The sequence below is a fragment of the Sorangium sp. So ce362 genome (assembly GCF_051519845.1).
In the GTDB taxonomy this organism is placed as follows: Bacteria; Myxococcota_A; Polyangia; order Polyangiales; family Polyangiaceae; genus Sorangium.
The window spans coordinates 4,958,641-4,971,966 of record NZ_CP150332.1 but is presented as its reverse complement, the minus strand read 5'-3'; the positions used below and the strand labels follow the sequence as shown (position 1 = coordinate 4,971,966).

Here is a 13,326-nt window from a genome sequence, read left to right as displayed (position 1 = left end):
CTCCGATTTTTGATCTCCAGCGGTATGACGCGAGGGCCGATGCAGAGCAGGAATTGATCGGAGAGCGGCTGCTTCGACTCGCCCTGTTTCAAGGCGGCGCGCCCCGGTCTCGGTGAGGAGGACAGATGTCGACTTTGATTACCGAGTGGAATCCCGATGATGATGCGTTCTGGGAGAAGACAGGGAAGCGGATCGCCCGTCGGAACCTCATCTGGTCGATTATCGCCGAGAACATCGGCTTTTCCGTCTGGCTGCTCTGGAGCGTGACGGCCACCCGGCTCCCCAAGGTCGGCTTCAACTACACGATGGACCAGCTCTTCCTGCTGGTCGCGATCCCGGGCCTCGTCGGCGCGCTGATCCGGTTCCCTTACACGTTCGCCGTCCCGAGGTTCGGCGGGCGCAACTGGACGGTCGTCAGCGCGCTCTTGCTGCTGATTCCCGCGATCTCGCTCTCGGTGCTCGTGACGAGGCCCGACACGCCGTTCTGGCTGATGGCGATCGCGGCGGGGACCGCGGGGCTCGGCGGGGGCAACTTCGCCTCCAGCATGACGAACATCTCGTTCTTCTATCCTGACAAGAAGAAGGGGCTGGCGCTCGGGCTCAACGCCGCCGGCGGCAACGTCGGCGTCAGCAACGTGCAGCTCATCGTGCCCCTCATCATCGGGCCCGGCGCGGTCGCGACGGCGATCGGCGGGTATCACACCGAGTCGGGGATTTACCTGCAGAACGCCGGATTGATGTGGATCCCGTTCATCCTCATCTCGGCGGCCGGCGCGTATTTCTTCATGAACAACCTGGCGTCGGCGAAGTCGAATTTCAAAGATCAGCTGGCCGCCACAAAGAACAAGCACACCTGGATCATCGCCTGGCTGTACATCGGGACGTTCGGCTCGTTCATCGGCTACTCGGCGGCCCTCCCGCTCCTGCTCAAGATGCAGTTCCCCACCGTGACGCTCGAGCTCACGTTCCTGGGCGCGCTCATCGGCTCGGTGGCCCGCCCGCTGGGCGGCTACCTCGCGGACAAGATCGGCGGAGCGCGCATCACGTTCTGCAACTTCGTGGTGATGGGCCTCGCGTCGCTCGGGATCATCCACTTCCTCGACGAGAACAGCTACGCCGGGGTCGTCACGATGTTCATGGTCATGTTCATAACGACCGGCATCGGCAACGGCTCGACCTTCCGGATGGTCCCCGTCCTCTTCCGGCGCGACCACCTCCGCGCGGCGCAGGGCAGGGGCGAGGCGGCGCGCGAGGAGGCGCTGATCACCGCGCGCCGCCAGAGCGCTGCCGTCCTCGGGTTCACCTCGGCGCTCGGGGCGCTCGGCGGCTTCTTCATCCCGCGGAGCTTCGGCGCCTCGATCAAGGCGACGGGCGGGGCCTCGACGGCGCTCATGTATTTCTTCGTATTCTATCTCACCTGCATGGGGCTTACGTGGTGGTGCTACATGAGGACCCGCTTCCTCGTGAACCGCATCCCGAGCCTCGCCGAGGCCGACGCCTGATCCAGGCGTGTCCCGGGGGGGCGCGAGGGGCACGCGGGCGCCTCCGCGGCTGCTGGGCGCCCCCTGGAGCCCGAGGCTCCCTCGCGGAGGGACGAGGAAGCCTCGGTGAATCCGGACATCGCGAGGGCCTTGTCGCGCGGTCGTGAGGGCCTGGGCGCGGCGCCGTGACGAGGACCGAGCCACGGCGCCGCGTTCATCGGCCCCCGGCCGCGCCCCTGGAGCAGAGGCCGCGGCCGGCCGCGCTCCTCGCTAGATGCCGCAGAAGCCGCAGCCGCCGCCGCCCCAGCCGCCCCAGCCGCCCCAGCCGCCGAAGCCCCAGGGCCGGAAGCCCCCCCAGCCGCCGAAGCCCCAGGGCCGGAAGCCCCCCCAGCCGCCGAAGCCCCAGGGCCGGAAGCCCCAGCCGCCGAAGCCCCAGGGCCGGAAGCCCCCCCAGCCGCCGAAGCCCCAGAAGCGTGAAGCCGCGTCCGGGTTCTCGCCGACGCTCTCCTCCTCACCGGAGCTCGTCGAGCCGAGGTCCGCCAAGCCGGGGTCTGCTGCGCTCGGGTCCTCCGGGCTCACGCCCGTCGCCGGCGCCACGCTCGACTCCTGATCTGCAGAGTCCATCTCCTCGGCCTGAGATGCCTGCTTCGCCTCATCGGTCTGGACCGTCGTGTCCTTCGTCGTCGTTTCCGACGCCATCGCCTCGGCCACGCATCCGGCCGCGGAGAGGGCCGTCGCGAGGGCGACGAGCGATGCGAACTTCGTCAATTGACTCATGTTCCCAATCTCCTGTGCACATCAATTCATATGGATGGAGTCATCGCCCATCTCGACGACGAGCGTTGACACGCGAGGACCTGAGCTTCCCCGTCGCGGGATCATGTGTGGTGTCCGGGGAGTAATGTCGATTGCCCCAGGAAGGACACCTGAGACACCATGGACGCTTTCGGCGACATCCTCCGCGGCCCATGCTCGAAGGCGGCCCTGGTGGCGCCCTGAAATACGAGCATCTCGGTCAACCGAGGTGGCGCGGCGCTCCCCGAGGCTCCGGCCCCTGAGCGAGCGCTGCGCGGCAAGCGCGGCGCGCGGAACATCCTCTCCGCGATCCCGACGCGCTCCTCGTGCTCCAGATGGACGGGTCGATCGAGCGCGCGCACCGCGCGGCCCTGGAGCTCCTAGGCTACGCGAGGGGCGAGATCCTGGAGCCGCCGGTCGAACGGGCGCCCGTGGAGGACACGGCGTCCTCGGTGATCGCGCGCCTGCGGCGGACGAACCGGATCACAGGGCCTGAAGCGCCGGACCGGGGGCGGTGATGGTATTGACGACGATGAACAGGGCGGATTGCCAGCGGCGCGCCGGACGTCGGCAACGCGAGGCCCCGGAGGGCCGGTGGTGAACCGGTCCCCGGGGCCGGCGGTGGACCCCGGCCCCGGGCTGCCAGGCCGCCCCGCGCGGGCGTTCAGGCAGCGAGCTTCGCCCGCACCGCGCCGCCCATCGCCTGGGTCGACAGCTTGCCGCCGAGGTCCGCCGTCCTGGCGCCGCCGGCGATGGCCTGCGCCACGGCGCGCTCCAGCGCGGCTGCCTCCTTGTCGAGCCGCAGCGAGTGCCGGAGCAGCATCGCGGCGCTCAGGATCGTGCCGATCGGGTTGGCGAGCCCCTTGCCGGCGATGTCAGGCGCCGAGCCATGGATCGGCTCGTAGACGCCGCGCGTGCCGTCGCCCAGCGACGCGCTCGGACAGAGCCCCAGCGAGCCGGCCAGCACGGCGGCCTCGTCGGTCAGGATGTCGCCGAACATGTTCTCGGTGACGATGACGTCGAACGCCGACGCGGACGTGATGAGCCGCATCGCGCACGAGTCGACGAGTTGGTGCTCGATGCGGATCTCCGGGTGACGCGCGGCGACCTCGGTCGCGACCGTGCGCCAGAGCCGCGACGACTCGAGGACGTTCGCCTTGTCGACCGACGTGACGAGGCGCCTGCGCGACGACGCGAGGCGGAAGGCGAGCTCGACGACGCGCTGGATCTCCTCGTCCGTGTACTCGAGCGTGTCGACCGCGCGCCTGCGCCCGTTCACCTCCTCGCGGAGGCGCGGCTTGCCGAAGTAGAGCCCGCCCGTGAGCTCCCGGACGACCAGGATGTCGACGTCCGCGAGCCGCTCCGCCTTGAGCGGGGAGGCCTGGATGAGCTCCGGGAACAGGCGGATCGGCCGCAGGTTCGCGTACAGGCCGAGGCCCTGGCGCAGCGCGAGCAGCCCCTGCTCGGGGCGGACGCTCGCGCTCGGGTTGTCCCACTTGGGGCCGCCGACCGCGCCGAGGAGGACGGCATCCGCCGCGCGGCACGCGTCGAGCGTCTCCGGCGTGAGCGCGGTGCCGGTGGCGTCGATGGCGCACCCGCCGATGAGGTGCTCCGAGTAGGTGAAGCTGTGGCCGAACTGGGAGGCGACAGCATCGAGGGTGGCGCGGGCTTCGGCGACCACTTCGGTGCCGATGCCGTCGCCGGGCAAAAGAACGATATTGGCCTTCATGCGACCTCGCTGGCAGGCAACGTGGATGTGTACTGCTCTGGCTCTCTCGCTGCGAGCGTGAGCCCATACTCGATCCCGTCCGCGAGCGCATGCCAGGAAGCGTCGATGATGTTCATCGAGGCGCCGACGGTGCTCCACTGGCGCTGCGCGTCGCGGCTGTCGATGAGCACGCGCGTCGTCGCCGAGGTGCCGTCGCGCCCGTCGAGGATGCGGACCTTGTAGTCGACGAGCTGGATGTCGCGCACGGCCGGGAACACGGGCGCGAGCGCCTTGCGGAGCGCGCCGTCGAGCGCGTTGACGGGGCCGGACCCCTCGGCCGCCGTGATCACCACCTCGTCGCCGACCGCGATCTTGATCATGGCCTCGGCGAAGGTGCCGACGCCCTCGCGCTGGCCCGCGGTGACCTTGAAATCGAGCAGCCGGAACGGCGGCTTGTAGCCGGGCGAGCTCCGGTGGAGCAGGAGCGCGACCGACGCCTCGGCCGCCTCGAACGAGGAGCCGCGCGCCTCGCGCTCCTTGATCTGCTCGAGCACCTCCACCTCGGCGCCGATCGGCACCTGGAGCCCGAACTCCTCGGCCTTGCTGAGGAGGTTGCCGCGGCCCGACAGCTCGCTCACCACGGTGCGCATCGCGTTGCCGACGAGCGCGGGGTCGACGTGCTGGTAGGACGCGGGCTCGCGCCGCATGGCCGCGACGTGCACGCCGCCCTTGTGCGCGAAGGCGCTCCGGCCGACGTAGGCCATGTGATCGTCGGGGGCGAGGTTCGCCACCTCGGCGACGTAGTGCGAGAGCTCGGTGATCCCGCCGAGCGCCCCCTCCGGCAGCGCCCGGAGGCCGAGCTTCAGCTCGACGTTCGGGATGATCGCGCAGAGGTTCGCGTTCCCGCAGCGCTCGCCGTAGCCGTTGATCGTGCCCTGGACGTGGCGGGCGCCCGCCCGCACGGCGGCGAGCGAGTTGGCGACCGCGCACTCACCGTCGTTGTGCGCGTGGACGCCGAGCGGGTGGTCGAGCAGCGCCTTGATCTCGGCGACCACCGCCTCGATCTGCCACGGCATCGAGCCGCCGTTCGTGTCGCAGAGCGTGAGCACCTCGGCCCCGCCGCGCACCGCGGCGCGCAGCGTCTCGGTCGCGTACGACCGGTCGAGCGCGAACCCGTCGAAGAAGTGCTCGGCGTCGTAGATCACGCGGCGGCCGTGCGCCCGCAGGAAGGCGACGGTCTCCTCGATCATCCGGAGGTTCTCGTCGAGCGTCGTGCGCAGCACCCCCGTCACGTGCTGGGTCGAGCTCTTGCCGAAGATCGTGCAGACGCTCGTCCCGGCGGCGAGGAGCGCGCGCAGCCCGGCGTCGTCCTCGGGCGCGAGCGATGCCCGGCGCGTCGAGCCGAACGCGGCGATCTTCGCGTGCTTCCACTCGATGTCCTTCGCCTGCTCGAAGAACTGCGCGTCCTTCGGGTTCGAGCCGGGCCAGCCGCCCTCGATGAAGGTCAGGCCGAACGCGTCGAGGTGGCGCGCGATCTGCAGCTTGTCCTCGCACGCGAGCGAGATGCCCTCGCGCTGGGTGCCGTCCCGTAGGGTGGTATCGTAGATGTCGACGCGGTCCGTGGGGCGGGCGCCCTGCTCCGCGCCGTTGAGAGGCGGATTCATAAGGTTCAACTTCCTTGTGCAGCGAGAGCAGGTCGCCGAGCTCGTCGGGCCCTCGCGGGGGCCCTCCGCGCTCCGCTCATCGACCTACCTCGCGCTCTCGACGGCGGCGCCGTGGCCGCTCTGGTTGCTCTCGTTGCTCTCGGACGCCGCCGCGTCGTCCCTGGGCTCGACGCCGTAGGTCGCGAGCAGCCGATTCAGGGCGGTGAGGTACGCCGTCGCGCTCGCGACAAGGATGTCGGTGTCGGCGCCGTGGCCGTGGAAGACCCGCGGCGCGGCGTCGTGCTGCGGGTGCCGCTTGCCCGACGTCGCGTCCGCCCGGACCCGGACGCTCACCTCGCCGAGCGCGTCGATCCCCTCGGTCACCGCGTGCACGGAGAACTCGAGGAGGCTGCTCGGCACGCGGACGATCTCGTCGATCGCCCGGTAGGCGGCGTCCACCGGCCCGGTGCCGATCGCGGCGCGGACGTGCAGCGCCCCGTCCGGCCCGCGGAGGCGGACCGTGGCCGTGGGCATCCCGGTCGTCCCGCAGGCGACCTGGAGCGCGTCGAGCGTGTAGAGCTCGGGGCCCTGCGCCCGCGTGGTCGAGACGATCGCCTCGATGTCGGGATCGGTGACGTGCTTCTTCTTGTCGGCGAGCGCCTTGAAGCTGGCGAACGCCGCCGCGAGCTGGGCCTCGTCCAGGTGGTAGCCGAGCTCCTCGAGCCGGTTCCTGAGCGCGTGCCTGCCCGAGTGCTTGCCGAGGACGAGCCGGGTCTGCGTCACCCCGACCATCTCCGGCCGCATGATCTCGTAGGTCTCCTGGTGCTTCAGCATCCCGTCCTGGTGGATGCCCGACTCGTGCGCGAAGGCGTTGGCGCCGACGATCGCCTTGTTCGGCTGGACGTTGAAGCCCGTGGCCGCGCTGACGAGCCGGCTCACGGTGGCGATCTGGGTCGTGTCGATGCCGGTGCGCAGCCCGAAGATGGCCCGGCGCGTCGCGAGCGCCATGACGACCTCCTCGAGCGCGGTGTTGCCCGCGCGCTCGCCGATGCCGTTGATGGTCACCTCGGCCTGGCGCGCGCCCGCGCGGATGCCCTCCAGCGCGTTGGCCGTCGCGAGCCCGAGGTCGTTGTGGCAGTGCACCGAGATGATGGCGCGCTCGATGCCCGGAACGTTCTTGCGGATCCCGGCGATGAGCGCGCCGAACTCGCTCGGCATGGTGTAGCCGACCGTGTCCGGGATGTTGAGCGTGGTGGCCCCCGCGGCGATCGCGGCCTCGAGCACCTGGTAGAGGAACTCGGGCTCGCTCCGGCCGGCGTCCTCGGGGCTGAACTCCACGTCGGCGCAGAGGTCGCGCGCGTACGCGACCATGGCCCGCACGCGGTCGAGCACCTCGACCCGGCTCATCCGGAGCTTGTGCTTGAGGTGGATGTCGCTCGTGGCGAGGAAGGTGTGGATCCGCGGGTGCGCGGCTCGCTTGACGCCCTCCCACGCCTTGTCGATGTCGACCTTCGTGGCGCGGGCGAGCGCGCAGATGGTCGGCGGGGTCGCGGCGGGCCGGCCGGGGAGCGCGGCCGCGCCCACGCGCTCGGCGATCGTCTGGACGGCGAGCAGGTCGTCGGGGGAAGCGGCGGGGAAGCCCGTCTCGATGACGTCGACGCCGAGCTTCGCCAGCGCGAGCGCGATCTCGAGCTTCTCCGAGGACGTCATCGTCGCGCCCGGCGACTGCTCGCCGTCTCGCAGCGTGGTGTCGAAGATGCGCACGTAATCGGACTGGGGCATCGCTTGATTCGCAATCATCTCAGGCATGGTGTCCTCCGCCGCCTCCCACGAGTGGAGAGGCTCAGTCGCCGGGCTTGATGGTGACGGGGTCGATGAACGGCATCATCTTGCGCAGGTTGGCCCCCACGACCTCGAGCCGCTGCTCCCGCTCCTTGGCCCGCGTCGCCTCGAAGTTCGGCCGGCCCTCCTCGTTCTCCGCGATCCACTTGCGGGCGAACTCGCCGCTCTGGATCTCGGCGAGGATGCGCTTCATCTCCTCGCGCGTCTTGTCGGTGATGACGCGCGGGCCGGAGACGTAGTCGCCCTGCTCGGCGGTGTCGCTGATCGAGTACCGCATGTAGTTGAGGCCGCCGCGGTACATGAGGTCGACGATCAGCTTGAGCTCGTGCAGACACTCGAAGTACGCGATCTCCGGCTGGTAGCCGGCGTTCACGAGCGTCTCGAACCCGGCCTTCACGAGCTCGCTCGCGCCGCCGCAGAGCACCGCCTGCTCGCCGAAGAGGTCGGTCTCGGTCTCCTCCGCGAACGTCGTGCAGAGCACCCCGGCGCGCGTCGCGCCGATGCCCTTCGCGTAGGCGAGCGCCTGCGCCTCCGCCTTGCCGCTCGCGTCCTGGTGGACGGCGAGCAGGGCGGGGACGCCGCCGCCGGCCTCGTACGTCTCGCGCACCCGGTGCCCGGGGCCCTTCGGGGCGATCATCGAGACGTCGACCGACGCGGGGGGCGTGATCGTGTTGAAGCGGATGTTGAACCCGTGCGCGAACATGAGCGTCTTGCCCGGGCCGAGGTGCGGCGCGATCTGCTCGTTGTAGATGCGCGCCTGCGACGTGTCGGGCGCGAGGATCATGATGATGTCGGCGGCCTTCGCGGCCTCGGACACCGTGGCCACCTGCAGCCCCGCGGCCTGCGCCTTGGGCCGGCTCTTGCTGCCCTCGGGCAGGGCGACGATCACCGTGGCGCCGCTGTCGCGCAGGTTCAGCGCGTGCGCGTGCCCCTGGGAGCCATAGCCTACGATCGCGATCTTCTTGCTCTGGATGAGCGATAGATCTGCGTCGTTATCATAGAAAATTTTAGCCATCGCAATCTCCTTCAACAGGGACCGCACCTCGCGGCTCCCTTCCTTCACGTCGTCAGGCGGCGCCGCTGTCGGCCGAGCGCGCAGGGATCGAGTCGAACCTGGCCTCCGCCTCCTCTGCGCCGCGGGTCATCACGATCATCCCCGTCCGCACCATCTCGATGATCCCGAACGGGCGGAGCACGTCGAGCAGGCCCTCGATCTTGTCGCCGGTCCCGGTGATCTCGATGGTCAGCGCCTCGGGGGCGACATCGACGGTGCGCGCGCGGAACACCTCGCAGAGCTGGAGCACCTGCGCCCGGGTCGTCGCGTTCGCCTTCACCTTGATCAGCGCCAGATCGCGCGCGACCGAGGCGGTGTGGGTGACGTCCCGGACCCAGAGGGTGTTGACCAGCTTGTACAGGTTCGCCTCGATGCGGCGCGCCCCGTCCCCGTCCGCCTCGAGGACGAGGGTCAGGCGCGAGATCCCGGCGATGTGGGTGCGCCCGACGCTCAGCGACTCGATGTTGTAGGCGCGGCGCCGGAAGAGGGACGCCACTCGGTTGAGCACGCCGGGGCGGTCTTCGACGTAAGCGATGAACGTGCGCAGGATGGGTCGATCCATGGATGCCTCTCGAAAGTCCCTCTTGTCAGTGGTGCGCGCAGCCAAGGCCGCAGCGCGTTCGGACGCGCGCCGCCCGTCCGACGTGGGCGACGGGGGCGCCGGACGGGCGCTCGGGGCGCGCGCCTCTACCGGTGCGTTCACGGGTCCTCCCCGGTCTCCACGATGGGGCTCGGGCGACGGATCATGTCGTTCAGGTCGGCGCCGGCGGGCACCATCGGATAGACGCTGTCCTCCTGCTCGACGCGGAAGTCGACGACGACGGTGCCCGGCGTCGCCCGGGCGCGCTCCACCGCGCCCGCGATCTCCTCGCGCTTCGTGACGCGGATGCCGGTCAGCCCGTGGGCCTCGGCGAGCTTCACGAAGTCCGGGCTGCGCATCGGGGTCGCCGAGTAGCGCCGGTTGTAGAAGAACTCCTGCCACTGGCGCACCATGCCGAGGTAGCCGTTGTTGATGATGGCCACGTGGACCTTGATGCCCTCCTGCGCACAGGTCGAGAGCTCGCACGCGGTCATCTGGAAGCCGCCGTCGCCCACGACCACCCAGATCTCGTCGTCCGACTTCGCGAAGCGCGCGCCGATCGCCGCCGGCAGGGCGAAGCCCATCGTGCCGAGCCCGCCGGAGGTGATGAGCTTCCGCGGGTGATCGTGCTTGTAGTACTGCGCTTCCCACATCTGGTGCTGGCCGACGTCGGTTACCACAAGCGCCTTGCCGTCGGTGAGCCGCCAGAGGTCGTGCAGCACGTGCGCCGCGTACAGTTTGTCGTGGTACGGCAATTGTTGAATGTCACGGACCGCCGAGTCGCCCTTCAGCACGCTGATGCGCTCGATCCACTCGCTCCGGTTGCGCTGCTTGCACCCGGGGATGAGCGACAGGAGCGTGTCCCGGACGTCGCCGACGAGGCCGACGTCGACCTTGACATTCTTGTTGATCTCGGACCGGTCGATCTCGACGTGGATCTTCTTCGCCTTCACGGCGTAGGTCTTGAGGTTGCCGGTCACGCGGTCGTCGAAGCGCATCCCGAGCGCGATGAGGAGGTCGGCCTCCTGGATGGCGTTGTTCACCCACGCCTCGCCGTGCATCCCCATCATGCCGAGGCTGAGGGGGTGCGTCGCCGGGAAGCCGCCGAGGCCGAGCAGCGTGGACGCGACGGGGATGCCCGCCTTCTCCACGAAGGAGAGCAGCTCGCGCGTCGCCTCCGCCCTGACGATGCCCTGACCGGCCAGGATGAGCGGTCGCTCGGCGTCGTCGATGAGCTCGATCGCCTTCTCGATCTCCGTCTGGACGGCTTGCTGCGAGGGGCGGTAGCCGGGCAGGCGGACCTCGTCCTTCGGCGGCTCGAAGTCCATCGACGCCTGCTGGGCGTCCTTGGTGATGTCGACGAGCACCGGGCCCGGGCGGCCCGAGCGCGCGATGTAGAACGCCTCGCGGATGGCGGGGGCGATGTCCTGGACCTCGGTCACGAGGTAGTTGTGCTTGGTGATCGGGAGGGTGACGCCCGTGATGTCGGTCTCCTGGAAGGCGTCGGTCCCGAGCAGCTTCGAGGGGACCTGCCCGGTGATACAGACGATCGGCGAGGAGTCGAGCATCGCCGTCGCGATCCCGGTGACGAGGTTCGTCGCGCCGGGCCCCGAGGTGGCGATCGCCACGCCGACCTTGCCCGAGGCGCGGGCGTAGCCGTCCGCCATGTGCGCCGCGCCCTGCTCGTGCCGGACGAGCACATGGCGGATCGGGTAGCCGAGGATCGTGTCGTAGGCGGGCATGATCGCGCCGCCCGGATAACCAAAGACCACGTCCACGCCTTCGCGGACGAGGACTTCCCAGATAATCTGTGCACCGGTTCGTTTCATATTCCTGACTCCGATCGAGTCACGCTGGTGAAGGTGGCGCCCGGGGGCGCCTTGGCCGCGGGGTTCTGCCGTCTCTTAAGAGGCCCGGCGAGTTAGGCGATCGCGCGCTGCAGGTCCTCCCGGGGGCCGTCGCCGCTCGTCTCCTCGCGGCGGATGGCCTCGAGCACCCTGCGCGCGTCGTCGAGCGACACGACGCGCGAGAAGCCCGGGGCGCCCGCGTGGAGGTCCGAGCCGGATCGCGTGGAGGGCGGGTCGGAGTGGAACTCGAACGAGGCCTCGGCCGCGCCGTCCGGGCGCGCGCCCTTCAGGTGCGTCGAGGAGCGCTGGGGCGCCCGGGCGGCGCCGCCGCCGGCGCGCGCGCGGATCCCGTCGACGAGCGCCTCGAGCTCCTCGCGCACGGCGCCCGACGCGACGGGCATCCCACAGCCCGCGGCGACGAGCTCCGCGAGCTCCGCGATGCGCTGGCCAACGGCCTCGCTCGAGGCGTCCTCGCGATTCTTCCTCGAATGTTCCTTGCTCACCTGATCCTCCTTGACGACGGCTGCTCTTCGTGAACCCACAGGCCAGAAAAAGGAAAGCCCCCGGACCTTCTCGGTGCGGGGGCCTATCTCCATGCTGCTTCAGCTCAGAGCGGCGGCCCGCACCCGTTCCCGACGCGAATCAGCCCGACGATGTCGGTTAGGCTGACGAGCGCAGGAATGGTTAGGCCCGCTAGGAGCCCGACGGACACGCCGCCCTCGACGACGAGCGAACGGGCCGCCGAGGACGCCGTCGAAGCGCGGTGCACCAGCTTCACAGCGGGGATCCCATCGCCGGAGGCGCGGGCGCTGGCGGTGCATGTCGACTTCTGCATAGCGTGAGTGTCTCTACCTTGCAGAGCTGCTGCGTCGCGTCAAGCTGTTTCTTTACAGATCGCTTGTTTCGGCGGCATTTCGAGACGTTTTTTGTTCGAGCAATGCCTGCAAGAAGCGCGCGATGTTCCGCGCGAACGGTCGCCGTCCGGGTCGTTCGATCTCGTTCCGGCTCGTTCCGTTTCGCTCAGTTTCGTTCAGTCGCTCATCGCCGCGTCTCTCGAGCGGCGATGTCCGCGACGGAGGCGCGCGCGGTGTGCAGGGAAGCGTCGCTCGATCGCGACGCCGAGCGGGTCGCGCGAGGCGCACCGTGCGCATCGGGCGCATCGCGCGGAGCGCGCAGAGGCGAGCGGAGGCCGGAGCGCCGGGGGGAGGTGTGCGCAAACGCCGGACCTCGGCTCGTGCGCGCCCGCGGTGCGGAGTGCTGCCTTGAACCGACTGCCGACGGATCGCGCGACGCCACCATGGATCCGCCATGCAAGCGCATCGCGTTGCGCAGGCGTGCCCTGCCAGTCGAACGATCTCGCCCTGCTGCCGCCGGCGCCGACGCGCGGGCTCTTCCGCCGCGGTCGGGCTCCTCGCGCTGTGCAGCGCCTCGACCGGCGCCGCCGAGGATCGCGTCGACGCCGTGCGACGAGCGGACGTCGCGGCGCTCGCGAGCGCGCAGTCCGCGCGGCCCGCGCAGCCCACGCGGCCGGTGGCGCCTGCGCCCCCGCACCGCGGGCCGGAGCGCCGTGGCGCCGCGGCGCCACGGGCGCAAGCGACGGCGGCCGCCAACCTCGGCACGTTCATCGAGCTCCGGAACGATTACGTCTCGCGCGGCAGCAGCGGCTTCTTCAACGCCGCGGTGCTGCGGGGCGATTACGCCTTCAACAGGAGCTTCTCGCTGCGCGCGGACGTGCCGCTCGCGTACGCGGGCGGGCTCGATGGACAGCGCGACGTGGGGCTCGGCGACGTCCTGATCCGGCCGCTCGTCCGCGCGATCGCCACACCGCGGTTCGCGCTCGTCCTCGGCTCGGATCTCGTCCTCGACTCGGCGACGCGCCGCGCGCTGGGCGCGGGCAAGAACCAGGTCGCGCCCCTCGTCCAGGCGTACGTCCGCGTGGCGCGGCCCGCGCGGCTGGGGCTGCAGCTGCAGCACGCGGTGTCGTTCGGCGGCGATCCGCGGCGGGACGACATCCAGACGTCGGTGGTGCGGCCCTTCGCGATCATCGAGCTGCCGCGCGGGTTCTGGGTGGGGCCGGACCAGAGCTTCCATTTCAACCACCGCGGCGCGCCCCGCGTCGTGTCGACGAGCGTGCTGGAGGTCGGCGCAGAGCTCAGCGAGCGCGTGCAGGTGTACGTCGATCCGGGCATCCAGATCGACAGCCGCGGCGCGGTCGGCTGGCTGGTGACCGGGGCCGTGCGGTGGGCCTTCCCGCAGCGGGCGCGGGGACACGCGGTCGCGTCCGCGCCGGCGCAGGGCGCGGCCGCAGCGGGGACCGCCGCGGGCGAGTAGGCGGGCGGCGGTCGTCCGCGCGCGCCGGCCGCGGGGCTGCCCCAG

The 13,326-nt window shown here is 70.5% G+C and carries 11 protein-coding genes; 3 read left to right on the top strand and 8 right to left on the bottom strand.

Annotated elements, in window-relative coordinates:
* Positions 1 to 125 precede the first annotated feature (125 nt).
* Positions 126 to 1,502, top strand: coding sequence for an MFS transporter (locus WMF17_RS19245; protein ID WP_437603533.1), 1,377 nt, complete (start codon positions 126 to 128; stop codon positions 1,500 to 1,502).
* A 249-nt stretch (positions 1,503 to 1,751) separates the two neighbouring features.
* Here WMF17_RS19245 and WMF17_RS19240 read toward each other — a convergent pair whose 3' ends face one another.
* Positions 1,752 to 2,258: a hypothetical protein gene (locus WMF17_RS19240; protein ID WP_437650684.1), complete on the bottom strand. Its 507-nt coding sequence runs from the start codon at positions 2,256 to 2,258 to the stop codon at positions 1,752 to 1,754.
* A gap of 344 nt (positions 2,259 to 2,602) precedes the next feature.
* Between WMF17_RS19240 and WMF17_RS19235 the strand changes: the two genes are divergently transcribed.
* Positions 2,603 to 2,794, top strand: a complete 192-nt coding sequence (locus tag WMF17_RS19235) for a hypothetical protein (RefSeq protein WP_437650683.1) — start codon at positions 2,603 to 2,605, stop codon at positions 2,792 to 2,794.
* 146 nt (positions 2,795 to 2,940) lie between these two features.
* On the opposite strand, the gene leuB is transcribed toward WMF17_RS19235, so the two are convergent.
* The 7 genes from leuB to WMF17_RS19200 form a co-directional block, all read right to left on the bottom strand.
* Positions 2,941 to 4,005, bottom strand: a complete 1,065-nt coding sequence (leuB, locus tag WMF17_RS19230) for a 3-isopropylmalate dehydrogenase (RefSeq protein WP_437603530.1) — start codon at positions 4,003 to 4,005, stop codon at positions 2,941 to 2,943.
* Complete coding sequence (gene cimA / locus WMF17_RS19225; protein ID WP_437603529.1) at positions 4,002 to 5,648, bottom strand: citramalate synthase; 1,647 nt, start codon at positions 5,646 to 5,648, stop codon at positions 4,002 to 4,004. The genes leuB and cimA overlap by 4 nt, the downstream gene beginning before the upstream one ends.
* Positions 5,649 to 5,732: 84 nt before the next feature.
* The gene (locus tag WMF17_RS19220) at positions 5,733 to 7,409 is read right to left on the bottom strand and encodes a 2-isopropylmalate synthase (protein ID WP_437650682.1); all 1,677 of its coding nucleotides are present in this window, start codon (positions 7,407 to 7,409) and stop codon (positions 5,733 to 5,735) included.
* Between the two features lie 61 nt (positions 7,410 to 7,470).
* Positions 7,471 to 8,484 carry a ketol-acid reductoisomerase gene (gene ilvC / locus WMF17_RS19215; RefSeq protein WP_437651362.1) on the bottom strand — a complete coding sequence of 338 codons (1,014 nt, stop codon included), beginning with the start codon at positions 8,482 to 8,484 and terminating at the stop codon, positions 7,471 to 7,473.
* Positions 8,485 to 8,536: 52 nt separating this feature from the next.
* Positions 8,537 to 9,085: an acetolactate synthase small subunit gene (gene ilvN / locus WMF17_RS19210; RefSeq protein WP_437603526.1), complete on the bottom strand. Its 549-nt coding sequence runs from the start codon at positions 9,083 to 9,085 to the stop codon at positions 8,537 to 8,539.
* A gap of 137 nt (positions 9,086 to 9,222) precedes the next feature.
* Complete coding sequence (gene ilvB, locus WMF17_RS19205) at positions 9,223 to 10,932, bottom strand: biosynthetic-type acetolactate synthase large subunit (RefSeq protein ID WP_437603525.1); 1,710 nt, start codon at positions 10,930 to 10,932, stop codon at positions 9,223 to 9,225.
* Positions 10,933 to 11,024: 92 nt separating this feature from the next.
* Positions 11,025 to 11,453: a hypothetical protein gene (locus tag WMF17_RS19200; protein WP_437603524.1), complete on the bottom strand. Its 429-nt coding sequence runs from the start codon at positions 11,451 to 11,453 to the stop codon at positions 11,025 to 11,027.
* Between the two features lie 805 nt (positions 11,454 to 12,258).
* Here WMF17_RS19200 and WMF17_RS19195 point away from each other — a divergent pair.
* Complete coding sequence (locus tag WMF17_RS19195; RefSeq protein ID WP_437650681.1) at positions 12,259 to 13,281, top strand: hypothetical protein; 1,023 nt, start codon at positions 12,259 to 12,261, stop codon at positions 13,279 to 13,281.
* Positions 13,282 to 13,326: the final 45 nt, after the last annotated feature.